Here is a 21,509-nt window from a genome sequence, read left to right on the forward strand (position 1 = left end):
CGCGCGGTTGCTTCTTTCCCCTGCAACACTGCCGACCGTCAAACTACTACCCCTTCTAGGAGCTGTTTCTCAATAAATGATTTTGTGCCGAGGACAAGGAAAACAGTGTTTTTTACGACAGAAGTGGACTCTTTCTGTCCATGACTGGAGTAAAAAAGCTGGCTGACGCAGGGATCGGACAAAAGAATTATTGAGCAGCATCCCTAGGGTGCAGGCCTCACGCGAATATTGCGCCGTGCCGCCCGGCCCGCATCGTCCACCACTCTCACGCTCACATCACCTGTCGCGGCCTGCCAGAGCAACGGCTCGCCCGGTGCGGTGCTGCCCACATAACTATCGTTGGCAAACCAGAAAAGTTCGTTCACACCAGCCTCGGCATGGGCCATAAAAACCATGTTGCCGTTTTGCGCGTCTGTTGTGCGGCGGTAGATAAGCCCGCTCTTGGGCTGAATGATGGTGGGCGGCTGGCCGGAGATTTTTTGCTCGCGGCGGCACTGCTCCTCAAAAGGCGGTGGCGGCGGCTTGGGCATGCCCGCCCGGGCGAACATGCGGGCCAGATCGCTGGGCCAGAATTCCCACACGCGCGGCTCTGTGCGGCCATCCTGCGGGGCGCAGGCCCGCAGACCGCTGGCCTTGTCTATCAGGATGGTGCGGAAAACGCCCGAGGGCGCCACGGGCGACACACCGGGGATGAACCATGTGAGCGTGGTTTCCGGGCAGAGGCTCGTATCAAGATCGCCAGTTGCCACGCAGACGCGCAGTTTTTCCACATTGAGGCCAGGGGCCGGATCGCGGAAGGGATCTGTCATGGGTTCCGCTGCCGTCAGCTCGCGGGCCATATCCATAAACAGCGGCGCGGCCACCATGCCGCCCACCAGCAGCGGATTGGCGGTATTGTTGAAGTTGCCCACCCACACGGCCAGCACATAGGGGCCGAACTGCCCCACGGCCCAGGCATCGCGAAAGCCGTTGGACGTGCCGGTTTTGAGCCGCACGGGCAGCACAGCGCCGCCCTGCGAGCGGGCCATCTTGTCCGGATCCGGCGCTTCCAGCATGGAGAGGGTCACAAAGGCCGCCTCCGGCGTCAGCAGGGGCAGGGCGGGTGCTGACGGCGCTTCGTCCGTAAGAAAACGCAGGGGCCGCCATACGCCCTTGTTGGCGAGCATGGCATACAGGCCCGCCAGTTCGCGCATGCTCACTTCCGCTCCGCCAAGCACCAGCGACAGGCCGTAGTGGTCTGCGCCATCGGCAAATTCCACCCCGGCGCGACGCAAGAATTCATAGAGACTTGGGCGGGTCAGTTTGGCTGCGAGAGTTATGGCTGGTACGTTGCGGCTGGCGCGCAGGGCTTCTGCCGCAGAGAGGGGGCCACGGAACGCTCCGTCATAATTTTCCGGATCATAGCCTGCAAAGCTGTGCGGCGTGTCTGCCAGCAGGCTTTGCGGATGGATAAGGCCCTGCTCCAGCGCAAGAGCGTAGATCATGGGCTTGAGGGTGGAGCCCGGGGAGCGCCGCGCGCGAGTGCCGTCCACCTGCCCTTCGATGGATTTGTTGAAAAAGTCGGCGGATCCAGCCAGCGCGCGGACTTCCATACTGGGCCAGTGCAGCAGGAGGGCCGCGCAGTTGGTGAGGCCGTAGGCGCTGTGCCGCGCTGCAAAACGGGCAAGTTGGCGCTCTATGCGGCGTTGGGCCGTGGTGTCCAGCGTTGTGCGCAGTATGTCTGCGCCGGGGCGCTGCAACAGTTCGGTGCTGAGATGCGGCGCGATAAAGGGCATGTCCTGCGGGCTGTAAACGCGCAGGGGAGCTGATTCCTTTTTGCCGAACCACGTCTCGTTGAGCCTGTGCACGGCCTGGCTGAATGCCTTGTTGTCGCGGGCCGGCCTGCGACGGGAGGGGTTTTGCGGCACCAGCATGAGGGCGGCGCTTTCCGCAGGGGCAAGCTGAGCGGCTGTTTTGTGAAAGTAGCACACCGCTGCGGCACCCAGACCTTCCACGTTGCCGCCGTAGGGAGCAAGGTTGAAGTAGGCCTCGAGGATTTCTTCCTTGCTGAAGTGCCATTCCAGTTGCAGAGCCAGCAGCATCTGCCGCAGCTTTGCCCCCATTTTCCCGGTTTCCAGCCCGTATGCCAGGCGGGCCACCTGCATGGTGATGGTGGAACCGCCCATGCGGCGGCCCCCCGTTACTATGCCTGCGGCGGCGCGGAAGAGCGAAAGGGGATTGATGCCGGGGTGGCGCCAGAAGAACCTGTCCTCGTAGCGAAGAACGGTGTCCACGGCAGCAGGGGGAATATCCGCCAGCCGTGTGCGGATGCGGTATTTCTGATCGGCGGAAAGGCTGACCCGCATGATGCCGCCGCGTTTGTCCAGCACCATGCGCGAGAACTCCACTCCCGCCAGTGGGTGAGGGCAGGGGGCAAAGGCCAGCCAAAGCAGCAGGGCCGCCAGCGGCAGAGCCAGCAGGCCTGCCGCAACTGCCAAACGCCTTCTGCGCCGCAGCAGGGTACAGAAGGCGTCAGGCATATGGGCAGCCCGGTTCCGCACAAGCGGCAAAGCCATACGGAACCGGGCCAGAAGTTTATTCGACAGTGACATTACCGCCGCCCGTGCGGGCGTTTACAGCCGGGTTGTACATGGCTTCCGCCGTGGCTGCGGGCAGTACAAAGCGCCCTCTGGAGGCCGCCCGCACCTTGTAGGTAAAGGTCTGGCGGTCGCCGTTCAGATCCACAAAGAAGATGCCCCTGTCCTCGCGGCGTTCGTAGCGCACCAGCCCGTCCTGCGGCTGACTCTGGCCGTTCTTTTCCAGCACGGGTTCAAAGCCGCCGGGCAGCAGATCCAGCAACACCACGTTGTTGATTTCTCCGCTGGCCTGAACCGCCAGTTCAACCGTGATGACATCGCCAAGTTTGGCCGTGGTAATGGCCTCGCCTTTGGAATCAAGGTAGCGTCGTTGCAGGCTGATGCCATTGGAGGCATCGCTCATGACCGTGCGGTCAAAACCCTCTGTGGTTACCAACAGGCTGAGCAATGGTTCGCCCTGCGGCATTTCGACGCGGTAGCGGGTGCAGCCCGGCGCATCAAGAACAAGCGCTCCGCCAAGGGGCGATGCCTTGCCCTCCGCCGGACTAAAGCCCTGCGCGTACTGCTGGCAGGTCAGGCTGAGGCTGTCTGCCTTGAGGGCAGTTGCCTCGCCCATGGCCAGCAGGGTTCTGGCCCCAAGGCCCATATCCACAGTGGTGGCGTAAGTGCTGAAGGCGCTGTCCAGCAGGTCGGCCATGCGGAGCTGTTTTTTCTTTTCCGGGAAGTGACGTACCACCATGAGGGCGTGCAGCGCCCGGACAGCGCCGTTGCTCATGAATTCGTCATCGCAGCGGGTGAGTACCGCAGGCATGCGCTGTTCGGCCCTGCGCCGCAGCCGCAGCATGTCATAGCTGTCCGCCAGAAAGGCGGCGGCTATGTCGTTTTCCCATCCCTTGAAGTTGTCCTTGAGCCACTGCTCGATGCGCTCCAGATCCTGCGTCATGATGCGGCCATCACGTTGCAGAATCCAGGCTCCGTAGAGCTTGACGCGGGCATCGGCCATGTCTGTGGGCGAGCGGCCCACAATGGATTCAAGGGTATTGAGCAGGTTGTGCGAAAGGCCTTCAGGCGTGACGGTTCCGCTGTCCCGCAGGGTCAGCAGAAAGTCCGCCGAGTAGGCGGTGACAAAGTCGTTGGCCGTACCGCCGGGCCACAGGCTTACCCCTTCATACTGGATAAAGTTGCCCATAATCGCGCTCAATGCGGCGCTGATGACCTTGTTGCCGCGCTTGAGCATGGTTTCTGGGCTGGTGTTGGGGCTGCGCAACACCTCGTGCCGTGCCTCGGGCGAACCCAGCAGGGCCGCATAAGGCATGGCGCGGCTGATGAGCTGCTCCGTGCAGCCGTATGGGTAGGTGTTCAACCTTGTGAGCAGGGAACGCAGGGCAAGCACGGGCATGGCGCCCACGTTGGCCTGCCCCTGAGCTTCAAAAGGATACAGGTTGCGCTGCACGTCAACGCTTGTGGGGCCGCGCAGCGGGGTAACGCTCTCCGTGCGCAGGCGCGGCATGGGCGGGCGTATGGATACCGTCTGCGTGCGGATAACGGGCTTGTCTGCTCCGGCTTTGTCTGCCTTGGGATTTTCAAGGCTTGCCGTAAAGCGCACGGCGGCTTCGCCAAGGGTATCCTGCGCCCGCATGCGGAAGTTGATGGTTGCCTCGCCGTTTTCATCCACGGTCACGGTTTGGGGGGCGGGTTCCTGAGCAAAGGCAAGACCGCCGGAGGTGCTTTCCATCTTTACGCGTACCCGAGCGCCGGGGCCGCTGCCTTCGACTGTGTTGGCCACAACCAGCGCGCCGTCAAACTCGTCGCCGGGGGCGGCAGCCAGCGGCAGCAGGGGCTTGAGAATAAGCGTGCCGCGCACTTCCATGGAAGCCTCTGTTCTGCCCGCCAGGGCAATACCCTGCTTGGGCGCGGCGCTGCCCACGGCCATGATGCGGATTTTGCCGCTGGCGTACTGCGGCACGGTAAAGCGCACCTCAGTACCCTTGGCGTCCACGGGCACAATTTCCTGCCACAGAGCAAAGGGCGGCTCGCCCCTGCGCTTGAAAGGATTGAGGAAGCGCCCGCCGGGGCCGGACATGTCGCCGCCGAAACCGGGAATACGGCCACGCAGGCGCGCATGGTCGGGCATGAGCAGGTCAAATATCTGGGCGGTGCTCACATCCAGCGCCCGGTCACCCAAAAGGTCGCGCAACGGGTCTGGCGTGGTAAATCCCGTGAGTTGCAACACTCCTTCATCCACGGCAAAGATCAGCGCGCGGCCCGGCACCCGGGAGGTAAGCCGCACGGTGACGGTATCGCCCGGCAAGGCGCGCGCCGGGGCGGTGAGGGCAAGGCCCAGATCGCGCTGGTCAATGCCCGCCATAAAGGGAGCCACGGCGACCACGTGCGGTTTCATATAGACCACGTCCGAATCCAGCGAACGGGCGTAGGAAACGTTTACATAGCCCCGCCCCTGGAAGTCGTCGGGAATGCGGATCTCCTGCACGCTTTCGCCAGCCTGGGCTGTGAACCATGCCTGAGCCAGCACGTTTTCGCGTTCAATGGTTATGAGGCCCGCGCCCGCGTAGGGCGTGGAAATGCGCATCTTGATGGTGTCGCCGGGGGCGTACTGCTGCTTGTCGAGCTTGAGGCGCAGATCGCCCTTGGCAAGGGATTCGGTGGAAAGTGCCGAAGGCTGGGCAAGCCTGTCGCCAGCCACCGTGTAGGGAATGACCGCCAGCACGGCCCCGTCTGTCTGACGCACGGTGAGCAGAAAATCACCCGCATCAGTGGTGGGCAGGGGCAGGGAGAGGCCCTGCGTTCCGAAATCAAGAGTTTTTCGCGCCAGTTCCGTATCGACGGGCGTGGCGTCATAGCGATATTCGCCTCTGGAATCCGTCACCAGACTGTTGACGTAGCGCCGGGCAGAAAACACGGCTTCGGCTTTGGCAAGGTTTACGGGCGCAAGGTCGTTGTTCAGCACCAGCAGGCGCAGGGATGCCTTGGCGTTTTGCGGAATGTAGTCAAGGTTGTTGACCTCGCCTTCAGGCTTGTAGCCAAGGGCCACCGCCAGAGGCGAGAACAGCGCATCAAGCTGGCGGGTAACGGCCCTGCCGCCCGCTGGCTCAAAGCCTTCTATCTGCACAGCCCCGCGCAGGGTACCGGCCTGCAACCTGCCCAGGGGCAGGGCAAAGGCGGCTATGCCCTTGCTGTCGGTAAAGGCGGCGGGCAGTTCCAGCGACTGGCCTTCGCCCTCAAAGCCCGCAGGCTCATAGAATGTATAGTCTTCGTACCCTGCGAAGTGCAGGCGGCTTTTTTCCGTGCGCAGGGTGGCCTGAACCCGGTGATTGACCGCAGGTTCGCCATACAGATTGTCCAGCCGCGCCTGAGCCTCCACAGCCGGGGCGTCCTGCCCGGTGCGTATCCAGCCCTTGGGCGCTGCGGGCGTAAACGAGGCCGCAAGGGCCAGAGTGTCGGGCTGGAATTCTTCAACGCGTACACGGGTGCTGCCCAACACGGGAGAAGCGCCGGATCGGGTGGTGTCCCCCGGCAGGCGTACATCAAGCTGGTATGAGCCAACGGCTGCATCTTCGGGGCAGGCCCAGTCAAAGGAATTTAGACCGTCTTCGCCCACGGTAAAGGCGCGGCGCATGACCTCCGCCCCGGTGGGGCTGACCAGCACTGCCTCCAGCGGCAGCCCGGCGGGCATGGGTTGCCAGTCAAACCGCCGCACAATGCAGCCAAAATGCAGGGTCTCGCCCGGCAGGTAGATGCCGCGCTGGCTGAAAACCGAGGCGCTCAGGCCATCGGCCGAGGTGTGGCGACCGGAAATGGCAAAGTTGCTGTAATCCACCATGCGGGTAGCATCGTCCAGTGAGAGCCACGCCAGATCCTGCGTACCAGAATCTTTGCCAGTATCGGCAGTTTTTCCGGCTGCGGGGGCCAGAGCCACCACGGCCACGGGGCGTTTTTCGCGTTCAAGGCCATTGGCGGGCGGCAGGTCGGCGCGGCCCTGCGCGTTGGTGACGGCGCTTTGCAGGGGCAAACCGTTAAGGCCCAGCAGACGCACTTCCGCGCCCTGCACGGGCTGACCAGTGCCCAGATGTTGCACAAAGACCGTGCGCGCTCCGTCTCCCGCCATTTTAACCGTCAGGCCCATATCTGTAACCAGCAGCAGGCGAGCAGCATAGGCAATGGATTTATCGCCGTTGTATCCGGTCAGCTCTATGCGCATGAGCCCGTGCACCGGCTCCTTGCCGCCTCGCAGCAGTGGGGCCAGATCAAGCACGGGAAACGAAGAAGTGCCTGCCTGTTCCTTGCGTACTTCAATGCGGCCTTCCACCACATCGCTCATGACGTCCATGTCTGCCGTGGGATACTCAAACCCCGATTCTTTTGCGGCAAGGGCCAGGAAAGGATCGCGGACGCGCTCGGCGCGCCAGGCCACGGAGGTAAGGCCCGTGGCGTAAATATCCAGCTTTTTCTGCCCGCTCAGGGTCAGCACGTTGCCGGGCTGCAAAAAGCCCACTTCTGTACCGAGGGAGGGTACAGTCATGATAAAGCGGCGAACCTGCGCTGTTTCCGGCCCTGCGGTGGAGGGCAGGCCCTTGTCCACTGCGGCCAGCAGGCCGCGCCCGGCCTCTGCGGGAATGCGCAGCAGGATGCGGTCTGCCGGTTCATCGGCTGCCTGCATCAGCTCCGGCTTGAGGCGAGTGCCATTTTTAACGTCTTCAGGGCTGATGGCGGGCATTTTTGTCCAGTCAGCATCTTTCCCTGCCTCGGCGGTGAGCTTGCGGGGCAACTGGATAAGCTCAAGCTTGCGCAGCAGCTCTGTGGGCAGAACGCGCAGGGTGGTTTTGACCTCGAGCTGGAATTTTTTGTCCAGTTTGTCGTCATAGACGGGATTAATGGTAATTTTAGCCACATCCATCAGGCGGGCACGCCCGGTGATGGAGAAGAGGGCCTCCACGCTCGGCGGGGCCTTGGCGTCTTTTTTGGGCGCGGCAACCACGCACTTGCCCGAGCCTTCGGCAAAGGCGGGCAAACCCTTGATGCTGATGCGGGCGGCGGCGTTGTTTTCCGGCAAGGCTGTGACGGGCGCGGTGACGACAACCTCGTCGCGGCGTTCGTTCCACACAAGGCGGGGCGCGCCAAGGGCAAGGCCGCTTTTGGCATCGCTGGGGGTAATGCTAATGCGCCCATCCATATCCTGCGTGCCCACGGGCCAGATAAAACGCAAGGGGACGGAAACGGCATGCGCGCCCTTGGGCGAGGGATCAATCCAGAACGTTTCCTTGCCAACGCGCACGGCCTGGGGCTGGGTGGCGTACACCGCCTGCCGCTTGAGGGAAAAACGCCCCGGCAGGGACATTTTTTCCAGAGAAATGGAGTAGCGGGTATCGGGCGACAGGTGCTCCTTGGGGGTAAACTCCATGGTAGAGTCGTCAACCCAGCGCCACACGCCAGCCACGGGAGGAGTCATGCGCACGCCGTCCACAACGCGGCCCTCCTCCCCTGCGGGGGAAGAGGCGCACTGGCGCGACCAGTCCGCACCGTATTCTTTTTTGCAGCGGGCTTCATCCACCTGAAAAGTTATGGAAAATCCTTCGCGGCGTAGCCAGTTGTCCTCCTGCGGATTGCTGGGCGCGGCCACCCTATAGGCAGGCCCGGCCAGCGCGGGAGCGGCTTGCAGAAAAACAGCCAGAATTATGAGCAGGAAACGCAGTGGCGTTGTCGGCATGATTCCTCCGCAGTGCGGTAAAGGGCAGGAGCGAAAATCCGGTGCCCACATGGCCCGGAGCGCTGCAAAACAGGTGGAATTATGAAGAAAGTGCCCGCTAACGCTACGCGTTAACAGGTGCTATGCTATGAATGCCGGATTCGGCAGTATTTGTCTACGGCGGTCATGAAGCAGGGACGGGTGCTGCCGGATTGCGCCGGGGGGAGGCGCAATCCGCAGAAGATGAAGGAATGTGCTGGACCGCGCAATCTGCACGTACAGGAAGATGCGCATAATCGCGCCGCCCTAGTACGCCATCCTAGTCCGCCAGCCCTGGGCAGGCCCGGTCTTCAAGGCTGTCCGCATTGAGCCACATATGGCGGATGATGCCGTCCACGAGGCCTATCTTGGGTATGACAAGCTGCTTTGCGCCCGACATGTCAACCACGCCGAGGAATATGTCCAGTGCCGGAACAATAACGTCCGCCCGGTAGGCGTTGAGGCTGTATTTTTCCATGCGGCCTTCCAGCGGCAGGGCCAGCAGATCCTTGTAGAGGGCGCGCAGTTCCGGCGCGCCAACGGGCTTGCCGTCCCGTTTTTCAAGCAGCTTTGAAACCTTGTTGATATTGCCGCCAGAGGCAATGACGCATTCCGGCGCGTAGGTTTCGCCCAGTCTGCGCATTTCTGCAGCAAAGCGCTCGCGCTCTGCCGGGTTCACCGCCTTGGCGAGAATGCGCACCGTGCCGAGCTGAAAGGAAAAAGCCTCTTGCAGCTTGCCATCGCGCAGGGCAACCACCTCTGTGCTACCGCCGCCCACATCCACATACAGGGCGCTGTCCACATCGGTGTATCTGGCAAGGGCGTTGGCGTTAAAGAGAATCTGCGCTTCTTCCAGCCCGCTGATGATATCGATGCGCAGGCCTGTTTTTTCGCGCACAAGATTTATGATGTCCTGCCCGTTGGCGGCATCGCGCATGGCGCTGGTGGCGCAGATGCGGTAGTGGCCAACCCCGTATGCCCGCATGATGTGGGCAACGCCGATCATGGCGTCCAGAAAGGCAGCCTGCTTTTGTTCAGAGATGGCCCCGTAAAGGAAAACATCCGTCCCAAGGCGAATGGGAATGCGAAGGTAGGCGTTTTTTTTGACTGGCTTGTCGGGACTCAGCTCTTCAACATTGCTGATGAGAAAGCGTATGGCGTTGGAGCCCACGTCAATGGCGGCAAGCATGCTGGGTTTCACTCTGTCTCCTCTGGAGCATTTAACACTTGAAATACTCGCTTACGGCAGGCGAAGCCTGCCTGCTCGCATTTCGCGGCAAGGATTTTCTGAAAAATCCTTGTAGAGCAGTTAACTCACTTCATTCGTAAACTGCTCTTTCGGCAGTGGGTGAAATGCCTTGCGGTAGTTACCACACGCCCTGAGGCGCGGTTCGGTAAGACTACACCAAGACCGCAGGAATATACACTGGTTTTTAGGGCGAGGGGTGCAGGAAAGCCTGCGCCTTCAGGGCTTCTTTACATTGACTGCCTGCATGTCGGCGCGGATTTTTTCAGCGCTCATGCTGAGCAGTCAGACCTTTGAATGGCAAGCAGCTCTATGGTTCGGCCATAGCGGCAGCCGTTTCGTCGCGCGCGATAGCATCTGCCGTGCGCGTGGGTTTTCGGTTTCTGGCTGCGGGTGACCGCGACTTTTTGGCCCGGCTGGTTTCGTTCTGAGCGGCAGGCGCATCTGCCGCAGGGCGGGCGGCCATACGGCTGTAATATTCGTGCAGTACCGTTTGCGAGCGGCAGGGGGCCACGGATTCGCCCTTGCTGTATTTGTTGACCCCGGTGCCGTCAAGAATGCGGGCTTTGACGTTATCCGCCCACTGAATGTCAAAAATATCCCGCAGGTTCTGGCGCAGGGCCGGGCAGTGGACAGGGGCAGCAACCTCCAGCCTGCGGTCAAGATTGCGGGGCATCCAGTCGGCGCTTGAAATATAGGCCAGTTCACTGCCGTTGTTGCAAAAGAGCGCAATGCGCGCATGTTCGAGAAATTTGTCCACAATGCTGATGGCCCGGATGTTTTCGCTCAGATCCTGAACCTGCGGCTTGAGGCAGCAGGCGCTGCGCACAATAAGGCGTATTTCCACCCCGGCCTTGCTGGCGCGGTAAAGCAGCCGGATCATGGATTCATCGGTGAGGCTGTTGAGTTTTACGTGGATGTACGCCTTTTTCCCGGCTTTGGCATTGCGTATTTCTCGCTCGATAGCGTTGGTGAAAAAGGCGCGCATGCACTGGGGGGCCGCCACCAGCTCCCGACACGAAACCGGCTTGTGCGAGGCATTAAGAAAATTGAAGATGGTGCGGGCGTCTTCCGCAAATCCGGGATTGGCTGTCAGCAGCCCCATGTCGCTGTACAGGCGCGCCGTGTCTTCGTTGAAGTTGCCGGTGCCTATGTAGACATAGCCTGTTTTTTTGCCGCCCTCGGCGCGCTCCACAAGAATGACCTTGCTGTGCACCTTGAGGTCTTTGAGGCCGTGGATGACGCGCACCCCGCCCTGATGCAGCATGTCGATGCTTTTGACGTTGCGCTCCTCGTCAAAGCGGGCCATGAGCTCCACGCATGCCGTAACCCTTTTGCCGTTCTGCGCTGCGTTTATAAGGGCGTTGATGATGCGTGAATGGTCAGCAGTACGGTACAGGGTGATGGAAATATCCGTCACCTTGGGGTCGATGGCCGCCTCGCAAAGAAATTCCACCACGTGGTTGAAGGTATGGTAGGGAAAGTGCAGCAGAATATCCTTGCTGCGCACTACCTTGAGAATGCTGGAAAAGGGTTTGATATCCGGATGGGTGAGGGCGGGCATGACGGCGTTTTCCAGATCTGGGCGCACACGCGGAAAACTCATGAGACTGCGCATCATGTGGTAGCGTGCGCCGGGGTCAAGCTCGCTCTTTTTGAGGTTGAGCTTTGAGGCCAGCAGAAAGAGCAGGTCTTCGGGCATGGCGCTGTCGTAGATAAGGCGCACCGGGCGGCCCCGCAGGCGGTGTTCCAGCCCTTCTTCCATTTTTTCAATGAGGCTTTTGGACACGTCGTCGTCAAGGCTCAGCTCCGCATCGCGCATTACCTTGAAGGTGTATGCCGAAATACGGTCGTAGTTGAACATGAAGAAAATATTGTTCAGGCACAGCCTGATGATGTCGTCCACAAAGATGATGTCGTGGCAGCCGGGCGACGAGGGCATTTCCACAAAGCGCGGGCAGGCCGCGTTGACGGGGATGCGCAGCACCGCATAGCGGCATTTGCCGGGGGCTGCGTCTGATTCCATCTTGACGGTATGGTATATCTGGCTGTCTTGCAGAAAGGGCAGCCTGGCGGATTTGTTCAGAATAAGCGGCACCAGATGCGGATAGACCACGTTGCCGAAATAGCCACGGCAAAAGGCATCCTGGCCTTCGCTGAGTTCTGTTTCGTCGCGCACGCGTATGCCCTCGTGCTCCATGGCATCCAGCACTTCCTCGTAGGTTTCGCGAAAGGCCATTTGCGCGGTGGCGGCCTTGTCGTTAACGCGCTGCAAGGCCTCATCCGGCGTTAAGCCGCCCATGAGCAAGGGCTTTATCTTGCTCTTGGAGCGGGTGAGCCGCACAAGGGAAGCCACGCGAACCTTGATGAACTCGTCCTGATTGCTGGAAAAAATACCCAGAAAGCGCAGCCGCTGCATAAGCGGCGTGGAGTGGTCGCGGGCTTCCTGCAATATTCGTTCGTTAAAGCTGAGCCAGCTCAGTTCCCTGTTGTTCATAACAGCCGAAGGCTTCATCGTGTGCTCCCGTGGCATTGACGTAAACATCAGGGCAATAACTACCCGCGCTTACGACTGTTATGTATGATGGATTTGTTACAATTGCGTGGCGCAAGCCTGTATTTGCCGATGCGCGGGCAAGGCTTTGCCGCATTTGCCGCGCGCCAAATAAAAAGGGCGTCCGCCTGTGCATGGCGGACGCCCTGATGGGTCTTGCACTGTCAGTGTCGTGTTAGCCGCGCTTCATGTCGGCCACCAGCTTGCTCAGGGTGCTCGCCTGAGTTGCCAGATCCGCCACAGAGCCGGAAGCGGCGTTCATGGCGTGGGCTGTCTGCTCGGAGCGTTCATTGACCTCAAGGATTGACTTGTTGATCTCGTCGCTGCTTGCGGACTGTTCCTCGCTGGCCGTTGCGATGGCGCGTACCTGATCGGCTGTGGAAAGCGCGTTGTTGACGATTTCGCGCAAGGCTTCGCCCGATTTGTTGGCAAACGTTGTGGCGGTTTGCACCTGCTCAAGGGCATTGTCCATGCTTTGCACGCTCTTGGATGTACTTTGCTGGATGGCCGCAATGGCGTTGCCCACATCGTTGGTCGAAGCCATGGTCTTTTCCGCCAGTTTGCGCACTTCATCGGCCACCACGGCAAAGCCACGTCCTGCCTCGCCAGCGCGGGCGGCTTCAATGGCGGCGTTGAGGGCCAGCAGGTTGGTTTGGTCGGCTATGTCTGAAATAACATTCATGATGCGGCTGATGGCCTGGGCATGTTCGTTGAGCGTACCCATGTCGCCCTTGAGCGCCATGGAAACCGAATGCACCCGGTCAATGCTTTGCAGGGCCTGCTGTACGATTTTTTCACCGTTTTCGGCATTGGCTCTGGTCTGGTCAGACATGTCTGAAGCGGACGAGGCATTGCTCGCCACCTCGCGTACGGTGGCGTTCATCTGGTTCATGGCGGTGGCGGCATCGCCGAGACGCAGGGCAGACTCGCTCGAAAGGTGGTTGGCCTGACCGATGTGGGCTTCAAGCTCGTTTGAAGCGGACGAGATCACCTTCACCACTTCTTCCAGTTGCATGGCGGCAGAGAGCATGCCCTCGCGGCGGGCGTTTTCCGCCTCTTTGCGGGCGGCCTCTGCCTGCTCTGTGGCGGCTTTTGCCAGGGCGGTCTGCTGTTCGGCCTCCTCGCCTTTCTGGCGGGCGGTGGTGATCATTTCCTGCAGATTGCTCACCATGTTCAGCAGGGCAGCGTGCAGCTCGGCCAGTTCGCCGTAAAACTGCCGGGCATCAAGGTTCACGTTGAGATCGCCGGTGGCGACCTTGTCGGCCTCCTTAACAATAAGGCTCAAGGGCCGATTGATGGAGCGCGCTATGACCCAGGCGATCAGCAGCATGATCAGGGCCACGCTGAGGGTAATGATCACGCTGGCGTGCACGGCGGTGTTGGTGGCCGCAAAAATCTCTTCCTCAGACTGGAGCATGAGGATCTTCCAGCCGTGCGGCGTGGTGAGCACATTGGCGCGCACATCCCGCCCGTTTACAACTGTTTGCAGAGAGCCGTCCTTGGTGTTGAAGAGCTTCACAAGGCCGGGATCCTGTATGTCCTTGCCAATGATCTTGCCCGTCAGATCCTTGTTGCGCGGGTCGCAGAGGATGCGCCCCGTGTTTTCAAGCAGCATGAAGTAGCCGGTCTTGCCGAAATTGAGTTCGGCAAAGCGCTGCGACAGGCCGTTGAGCGAAACGTCGATGCCCAGAACGCCTGTAAAGTCGCCCCGGCGCGAAAACATTTTGTGCGTGATGGCCACCACCAGTTCACCAGTGATGGAAAGGTAGCTGTCGGCCAGGCCGACCTTTTGCGACGAAGCCGCGCGCTGCGTGTACCAGGGGCGCTTGCTGGTATTGTAGCCAGCGGGCACCTTGGTATTGTCGGCAGAGGTCGCGTAGCTGCCGTCAGTGTAACCTGCGTAGGCTTCAACGTAATCTTCGGAGCCTTCGTCAAGCCGCACCAGCGGCTGAACAGTTTTGAAGGCATCTACCGAAAGATCGGCCCGAAGAAAAACGTCCGCTTCTTTATTGTTGGAGAAGTTGGGGAAAAGACCCACAGCTTCAGCAATGTAAGGTTCCTGCGCGAGCAGGGCAACATCGCGTTCCGCCCCGCTGATGAATGTTTCCACATAGTTGTTCATGAGGCGCAACTGGGTTGAGGAATTGGAAATATAGCTTTCCTCGGCATTGTTGCGCATGGTCATGATCATGAAGGGCAGGGTGCCTGCTGCCATCACAATAATTGTAAAAAGGAATCCTAGAATAACGCGCAGTCTGATAGTCATAGCAAGGCTCCTGCTCAATCTGAAGTGGACGTGCGTCCAGCCTGGCGGATCTGACGCTAATAAAACTATCGGTTTGTTTTTCAGAAGCTTAATATCTGAAATACAAATGTAACATGAAAAAAACGATGGGGGGCAAGGGACACATACGTACTATCCCCCGTGCGCGCAAGAGGGGCAGACCGTACTTGCCTGCTGCCCATGAGTGCGTATACCGTCAGGTTGCAATACGGCAGCATCCGGTGTTGCTGCGCGGTCGGGCTGCGCACCGCCGGTTAATCAAAATTAAAGATCGGGAAGGTTTGCATGAGTGCAACAAGCTTTTGGAACAAGTGCAATGTGTCGGGCATTACCCACAAGGGCGAAGAGTTCCTTAAATTTGTAGGGCCGGGGCTGCTGGTGACCGTGGGCTTTATCGACCCTGGCAACTGGGCCGCCAATCTGGCCGCCGGGGCGGAGTATGGTTATTCCCTGCTGTGGATGGTGAGCCTTTCCACCTTTATGCTCATTGTATTGCAGCACAATGCGGCCCACCTGGGTATTGTGACGGGCAAATGCATGGCCGAGGCCATAACGGAGTATTTTCCCTGCACCATTGGTCGGCTTGTGCTGTTTAGCGCCTTTGGCGCTTCGGTCATGACCAGCATGGCAGAAATCCTCGGCGGGGCCATTGCCCTGCGTATGCTCTTTTCCATCCCCCTACCCATTGGCGCAACTCTCACGGCACTGCTTGCTGGTGCCCTTTTGCTGTTCAATTCATACAATAAAGTTGAAAAGTGGATCATCGGTTTTGTGTCGCTGATCGGCATCGCCTTTTTGTATGAGTTGTGGCTGGTGCCCGCCGGCTGGCTCCCCCAGGCTGCCGTGGGCTGGGTGATGCCAGCCTTTCCCGAAGGTTCCATGCTGGTGATCATGAGCGTGCTTGGCGCAGTGGTGATGCCGCACAATCTTTTTTTGCATTCCGAAATTATTCAGAGCCGCCAGTGGAATCTTGAGGGCGACGCCTTTATCAAAAAAAGGCTCGACTATGAATTTTTTGACACGCTCTTTGCCATGCTGGTGGGCTGGGCCATCAACAGCGCCATGATTATTCTGGCAGCTGCGGTGTTCTGGACAGCGGGGGAGCACGTGACGGAACTTGAGCAGGCCCGCGATCTGCTCAAGCCCCTGCTGGGCGACAGCGCCTCCGTGATTTTTGCCGTGGCCCTGCTGTTTGCCGGGGTGGCCTCGTCCGTCACATCGGGCATGGCGGGCGGCATCATGACCTCGGGCATGGCGGGCGAAGCCTACAACACCAAGGACAAGCACAGCGTCATGGGCATTGTTGGCTCGCTGGGCTGCGGCCTTGTGCTCATCTGGCTGACCAGCGATCCCTTCAAGGGCTTGCTGCTTTCGCAAATGGCTCTCTCGGTGCAGTTGCCCATCACCATGGTCTCGCTGGTGGCGCTGACATCGTCCCCCAAGGTCATGGGCAAATACGCCAACGGCAAGGGCACAAAGCTGCTGCTCTACACACTCGCAGGCATCGTGACCGTGCTGAACATCATGCTGCTCTTCAGCGCGCTGGATTAGCGACGCTTCGGAGACCACCCACAATATGTCCCGGACTGCGGACACAATATTGTATTGTCGTGCGGCTATAGTACAATATTGTTTGGACTCCGGCTGAAGGTGAACGGTAAATTAATATACATATCGGTATGTTGAGCAGGGCCTTTCATCGGCATGTTCCTTGCTCTACCCAGAGCGGTTCCCAAACTTTTTGCGGAAAGAGGCACCATGAAAAGGCTTGAACATCTCATGCAAGCATTGCAACAGCAGGAGGACATCCCCGTCATGGGCAAAACCGACCTGCTGCTCTATGCCCCCTGCCCGGTAAAGCTTGTGGTCAAGGAGCGCATCGAGGCCATTGCCGCAGCGGAAAATCCGCCTCTGACGGTGCATATTCCCATGGGCTGCACATCGGTTGATCCTTACGACCCGCTGTATATGGAATCTGATGCAAACAAATTGCCCGCCGTTATAGCGTCCATTGGCTACGGCGACTTCTGGCGCGGCGAATTTGTGCGGCGTTTTGTCAGCACGGGCATATTTGAAAGCATCCAGCCCTGCGTGCTGAACCCCCTGTATGCCGATGCCGGGCTGATTGACCCTGCCGGGGCCTATACCATCTACGGTGTGACCCCGTACATTTTTCTGGTAGACCACAAAAAGCTGGACGGCCTGCCAGCGCCGAAAAACTGGGCAGACCTCATGAACCCCCGTTATCGCGGGCAGATTGTCATGTGCGGCGATGGCGACGACATGGCTGACGCCGTGCTGCTCAACCAGTACAAGGATTTTGGCGAACCGGGCGTTACCGGGCTTGCCGCCAACATCAAAAGCTTCATGCACTCCTCGCGCATGGCAAAGGTCTGCGGCACCGCCGCGCCCGATGCCGGAGGCATCTTTATCATCCCCCTGTTTTTTGCCGAGAGCACCAAACTGCCGGAACATGTGGAAATTGTCTGGCCCGAGGACGGCGCAGCCGCAAGCCCCCTCTATCTGCTGGCAAAAAAATCAGAAAAGGCGCGTCTGGCTCCGGTGCTGGATTTCTTTGCCAATGGCTTTGGCGGCATAGACAGCGCCGCCTGGTTCATCCCCGTGGACGGTTCGCGCCCCTCGCAGTTGCCCGCAGGGGCAAAGCTCAAATGGGTGGGCTGGGATTTTGTGGAAAGCAACGACGTGAACAGCCTGCGCGATATTCTGGCCTTGAAGTTCCGGCGGTTGCAGGCGGGCACGGCATGCGTCTCATAACCGTGGCGGGGCCGCCCGCGTGCGGCAAAACCTCGCTTGTGGTCAGGGCTGGCGCGGCCCTGAAGGCGCGGGGCGCGACCTGCGCCGTCATCAAGTTTGACTGCCTGCAAACCCGCGATGACGAACTTTACGCGGCGGCGGGCATTCCCGTTTCCGTTGCGCTTTCCGGCGGGCTCTGCCCCGACCACTTTTTTGCCACCAATCTGGAAGAAGCCTTTGCCTGGGCCGGAGAAACCGGGGCCAATATCTGCATTATCGAAACCGCAGGCCTGTGCAACCGCTGTTCGCCGCATCTGCGCGGGGCTTTGGCCCTGTGCGTCATCGACAACCTCATGGGCATAGACGCGCCGGAAAAAATTGGCCCCATGCTGCGGCTGGCCGATGTGGTGGCCGTGACCAAGGGTGATCTTGTTTCGCAGGCAGAACGCGAGGTCTACCGCTACCGCATCCGGCAGATGAACCAACGGGCCGTTATCCGGCACGTGAACGGTCTGACAGGGCAGGGTTGCGCGGAGCTTGCCGCCATCATGGCCATCGCGCCGGACATTGCCTCCGTTACCGACATGCGGCTGCGCTTCGCCATGCCCGCAGCTATCTGCTCCTATTGCCTGAGCGAAATGCGCATTGGCGCGCGTTACCAGAAGGGCAACGTCAAAAAGGCGGAATTTGGAGAAGGTCATGGAGCGTGAAAATATGGAACTGGCCCTGCGCAGTCTGAGCCTGACCCCAGGCCGCGACAAGGCAGGCCAGCCGGAAAAGACGGAGATTCACTTCCGCCCCGGTGAAATCACGGCCCTGCTGGGGCCAACGGGCGCTGGCAAGAGCCGCTTTTTGAGCGATATTGAATCACTGGCCGCAGGCGATACCCCAACGGGCCGTACCGTGCTGCTCAACGGCGCAGAACCCGACGAAGACACGCGCTTTGATCTGCAGGGGCGGCTGGTGGCCCAGCTGACCCAGAATATGAACTTTGTGCTGGACATGGGCGTCATGGATTTTTTGCGCACCCACGCCCTGAGCCGCGAGGTGACAGACCCCGAAGTCGCTGCGGCCAGGGTTTTTGCCGCCGCCAACGAACTGGCTGGCGAATCCTTTGGCGGGAGCACGCAGCTGACCCAGCTTTCCGGCGGGCAGTCGCGCGCCCTGATGATTGCGGATACAGCCCTGCTCAGCTGGTCGCCCGTACTGCTCATTGACGAAATTGAAAACGCCGGAGTGGACAAGCGCAAGGCCCTTGATCTGCTGCTGGCATCGGACAAGATTATTGTCATGGCGACGCATGATCCCGTGCTGGCCTTGGCGGCAGACAGGCGGCTGGTGTTCGAGCAAGGGGCCGTGGCCGCTGTGCTGGCGCGCACCCCGGCGGAAGACGCCCTGCTGGCCCGATTGGAAGATATGGAACGGCACTGGTCTGATGTGCGCGAGGCCCTGCGCAAAGGGGCGGACATGTCGCCCTGGGGTATTTAGCTGGTATTTTTCGCGTGGGAAGCGCCCCACACCAATAACAAGCTGTTTTACTTGCAGTTTTGTCAGGTCTTGTCTGAAACAGGGGCAAGAGCAGAATGTGCAACGCGTATAACGCAGAGGCCGTCCCAAGGGACGGCCTCTGCGTTTGCATATCTTGTGCAGCGAAAGTTATTTTTTCTCAAACATTTCGATCTGGGCGACCACCATGCGGCTGAACACGGCGGCAATGCTCTCTGCATCCACAGTGGCGGAGCCGGAACCGGCAAAGGCTTCGGCCACCTTTTGCGCATTGCTCACCATGGTGGAAAAAATCTGCGGGGTCACAGTAGCGTTCATGGCGCGTTGGTAGGTGGAATCCATATTTTTTCCTTTCAGGCAGGAGGCTCCTGCTTTTGGTTGAAACAAAGACAACAGTTTCAGGGGCTTCTCCGTAACTATCTCTGCTTTCGAATTGTTTTGGCAAATTGTTTTAATAAATTATTCTGGGCTGTTGGCACTACGAGGGGGGGTGTTTCCTGCCAAGGAAGAAGGCCTTTTTATTGAGGGAGCATAGGTCTGATGCTACTCGCCGGAATAAAAAGGCTTTCTGACGTGGGCAGGGGACAAAAGAACCGTAATGTCATGCCCTAGCAGATGCGGGGCAACTGCGCGCCCTCAAGCATGCCCAGCAGGCGGCGGCCCCCGATGCGGGTTTGCAGCGCCACCTGCGCCTTGCCTTCCGTTACCGTGCCGATGCGGGCCGCTTCCTTGCCATAGGGCGAACGGCGCATGGCCTCAAGGGCTGCTTCTGCGCTGTTTTCGGGCACAATGCAGATGCACTTGCCCTCATTGGCAAGGTACAGAGGATCCATGCCGAGGAAGGAACAGCCGTTGCGCACGGCTTCGTGAACGGGAACGCTGGCCTCGTCAAGCAGGATGGACACCTGCGACTGCTCGGCGATTTCGTTGAGCGTGGTGGCAAGACCGCCGCGCGTGGGGTCGCGCAGCACATGCACCTCGCCCACAGTATTGATGATGTCTTCAATCATGTGGTTGAGCGGGGCGGAGTCCGAGGCCACGTCCGTAAGGAAGGACAGGCCTTCGCGGCTGCCCATGACCGTGAGGCCGTGGTCGCCCATGGCTCCGCTGACCAGTACCGCATCGCCGGGCCGGGCATTGTGCCCCGAGGGCGAGGGTGAGGCAAACACCTGCCCGATGCCCGTGGTATTGATGAAAATTTTGTCGCAAGCACCGCGCGGCACAACCTTGGTGTCGCCCGTCACAATGCTCACCCCGGCCTCGCGGGCTGCCGCGCCCATGTCGGCCACAACGCGCTCAAGGGTTTCGAGGGGCAGGCCTTCTTCAAGGATAAATCCGCAACTCAGGTAGCGGGGCCGCGCGCCCAGCATGGCAACGTCGTTGACGGTGCCGTGCACAGCCAGACTGCCGATGCTGCCGCCTGCGAAAAACAGGGGCGTCACCGTGTATGAATCGGTGCTCATGGCCAGCGGGCCGGAGATATCGGTCAAAAGCGCCGCATCGTCCATGCGTTCCAGCAGGGGATTGGCAAAATGGCGCATGAAACACTGGGCAATAAGGCGCTGCGAGGCTCTGCCGCCGCTGCCAGCATCAAGAAGAAGGCAATCGTCCATTATCGCTCCGAATATTTAAAGTAGGCCGCGCAGCTGCCCTCGGTGGAAACCATGCAGGGGCCAACTGGGGTGGCGGGGGTGCAGCGCTTGCCGAAAAGCGGGCAGTCCGGCGGGGTAATGCGCCCCTTGAGCACATCGCCGCAGCGACAGCCGGGCAGGGGGGGGACGTCCGGCAGGGTGAGATCAAGGCGCTTCATGGCGTCCATGCTCTCATATTCCGGGCGCAGGGCCAGGCCGCTCTGGGGTATGCAGCCTATGCCGCGCCACAGGGCGTCCGCCGGTTGGAAAAACTGTTCCAGCAGAGCGCGGGCGCGGGGGTTGCCCGTGTCGTCCACGGCGCGGGGGTAGGCATTGACCACATCGGGCTTGCCATCGCGCATCTGCTCGGCCATGAGGCAGAGGGCCAGCAGAATGTCGGCGGGCTGGAAGCCGCCCACAATGCCGGGCACATGAAAATCGCGCGCCAGAAAGGCGTAAGGCTCCAGCCCAAGAATGGTGGAAACGTGCCCCGGCAGCAAAAAGGCTTCCACGCCGCACTGGCTGTCTTCAAGCAGGATGCGCAGGGCGGGGGGCACAAGCTTGTGTAGGGAAAGCACGCAGAAGTTGTTCAGCCCGCGTTGCTGGGCGGTGAGCAGTGTGGCGGCCACGGTGGGGGCGGTGGTTTCAAAACCTATGCCCAGAAAAACTACAGTATCGCCGGGGTTGGCCGCCGCCAGGGTCAGGGCGTCCAGAGGCGAATAGACAATCTCAACCCGCGCACCCTGGGCCTGTGCATGTTTGAGGCTGAGGCCGCCGGGGCCGGGCACGCGCAAAAGGTCGCCAAAGGTGGCTATGATGACGCGGTCGCGGCCCGCAAGCTCAAGAAAGGCGGCTACTTCCGCATCGTGCGTGACGCATACGGGGCAGCCGGGGCCGGAAAGGTGCGTTACCGATTTGGGCAGGAGCGAGCGCAGGCCGCTCTGGAAGATGGCAACTGTATGGGTGCCGCACACTTCCATGAAGCGCATTGTGCGACCATCAAGGGCGCGGTTGAGGCGATCAAGAAGGCTGTGGCACAGTTGCGGATTCTGAAAGGCGGTTTCCAGTTGCATGGGCATTCCTTTTTTGCGGCCCGCAGGGGATCAGCGGGCAAAACTCAGGCGGCATTCTCCGGGACAATTATACGGCCACGAATGGCGGTTCCGGCAAGGAGAAAGGCTTTTTACCCGCCGCGCATGTGCTGCATCCAGCAGG

Annotated in this window: 12 protein-coding genes; 4 read left to right on the top strand and 8 right to left on the bottom strand. The window is 60.2% G+C overall.

Annotated features, from left to right (window positions below; all coding sequences use genetic code 11):
• Positions 1 to 203: 203 nt before the first annotated feature.
• The 5 genes from pbpC to RDK48_RS12230 all read right to left on the bottom strand — a co-directional run bounded on the left by pbpC (position 204) and on the right by RDK48_RS12230 (position 14,385).
• Positions 204 to 2,591, bottom strand: coding sequence for a penicillin-binding protein 1C (gene pbpC, locus RDK48_RS12210; protein WP_298992467.1), 2,388 nt, complete (start codon positions 2,589 to 2,591; stop codon positions 204 to 206).
• A complete protein-coding gene (locus RDK48_RS12215; RefSeq protein ID WP_298992470.1) occupies positions 2,575 to 8,301 on the bottom strand; it encodes an alpha-2-macroglobulin in 5,727 nt (1,908 codons plus the stop codon). The genes pbpC and RDK48_RS12215 overlap by 17 nt, the downstream gene beginning before the upstream one ends.
• A gap of 298 nt (positions 8,302 to 8,599) precedes the next feature.
• Positions 8,600 to 9,520: a hypothetical protein gene (locus tag RDK48_RS12220; protein WP_298992473.1), complete on the bottom strand. Its 921-nt coding sequence runs from the start codon at positions 9,518 to 9,520 to the stop codon at positions 8,600 to 8,602.
• 355 nt (positions 9,521 to 9,875) lie between these two features.
• Positions 9,876 to 12,080, bottom strand: a complete 2,205-nt coding sequence (gene ppk1 / locus RDK48_RS12225; RefSeq protein WP_298992476.1) for a polyphosphate kinase 1 — start codon at positions 12,078 to 12,080, stop codon at positions 9,876 to 9,878.
• 214 nt (positions 12,081 to 12,294) lie between these two features.
• Positions 12,295 to 14,385, bottom strand: coding sequence for a methyl-accepting chemotaxis protein (locus RDK48_RS12230; protein WP_298992479.1), 2,091 nt, complete (start codon positions 14,383 to 14,385; stop codon positions 12,295 to 12,297).
• Positions 14,386 to 14,688: 303 nt separating this feature from the next.
• Here RDK48_RS12230 and RDK48_RS12235 point away from each other — a divergent pair, with 303 nt between their 5' ends.
• The 4 genes from RDK48_RS12235 (at position 14,689) to RDK48_RS12250 (ending at position 18,645) form a co-directional block, all read left to right on the top strand.
• Positions 14,689 to 15,954 (top strand): Nramp family divalent metal transporter, encoded by a 1,266-nt coding sequence (locus tag RDK48_RS12235; protein WP_298992482.1) that lies wholly within the window; start codon positions 14,689 to 14,691, stop codon positions 15,952 to 15,954.
• Between the two features lie 207 nt (positions 15,955 to 16,161).
• Positions 16,162 to 17,178: an ABC transporter substrate-binding protein gene (locus RDK48_RS12240; protein WP_298992485.1), complete on the top strand. Its 1,017-nt coding sequence runs from the start codon at positions 16,162 to 16,164 to the stop codon at positions 17,176 to 17,178.
• Positions 17,166 to 17,867, top strand: a complete 702-nt coding sequence (locus tag RDK48_RS12245) for a GTP-binding protein (protein ID WP_298992489.1) — start codon at positions 17,166 to 17,168, stop codon at positions 17,865 to 17,867. The genes RDK48_RS12240 and RDK48_RS12245 overlap by 13 nt, the downstream gene beginning before the upstream one ends.
• Positions 17,857 to 18,645 carry an ABC transporter ATP-binding protein gene (locus tag RDK48_RS12250; protein WP_298992492.1) on the top strand — a complete coding sequence of 263 codons (789 nt, stop codon included), beginning with the start codon at positions 17,857 to 17,859 and terminating at the stop codon, positions 18,643 to 18,645. The genes RDK48_RS12245 and RDK48_RS12250 overlap by 11 nt, the downstream gene beginning before the upstream one ends.
• 168 nt (positions 18,646 to 18,813) lie before the next feature.
• Here the strand turns inward: RDK48_RS12250 and RDK48_RS12255 are convergent, their stop codons facing one another.
• The 3 genes from RDK48_RS12255 to hypD form a co-directional block, all read right to left on the bottom strand.
• Positions 18,814 to 19,005, bottom strand: a complete 192-nt coding sequence (locus tag RDK48_RS12255) for a hypothetical protein (RefSeq protein ID WP_022659567.1) — start codon at positions 19,003 to 19,005, stop codon at positions 18,814 to 18,816.
• Positions 19,006 to 19,271: 266 nt separating this feature from the next.
• Positions 19,272 to 20,276 (bottom strand): hydrogenase expression/formation protein HypE, encoded by a 1,005-nt coding sequence (gene hypE, locus RDK48_RS12260; protein WP_298992500.1) that lies wholly within the window; start codon positions 20,274 to 20,276, stop codon positions 19,272 to 19,274.
• Complete coding sequence (hypD, locus tag RDK48_RS12265) at positions 20,276 to 21,367, bottom strand: hydrogenase formation protein HypD (protein ID WP_298992503.1); 1,092 nt, start codon at positions 21,365 to 21,367, stop codon at positions 20,276 to 20,278. Before hypD ends, hypE begins: the two co-directional genes overlap by 1 nt.
• Positions 21,368 to 21,509: the final 142 nt, after the last annotated feature.

This window comes from uncultured Desulfovibrio sp., assembly GCF_902477725.1.
GTDB lineage: Bacteria > Desulfobacterota > Desulfovibrionia > Desulfovibrionales > Desulfovibrionaceae > Desulfovibrio.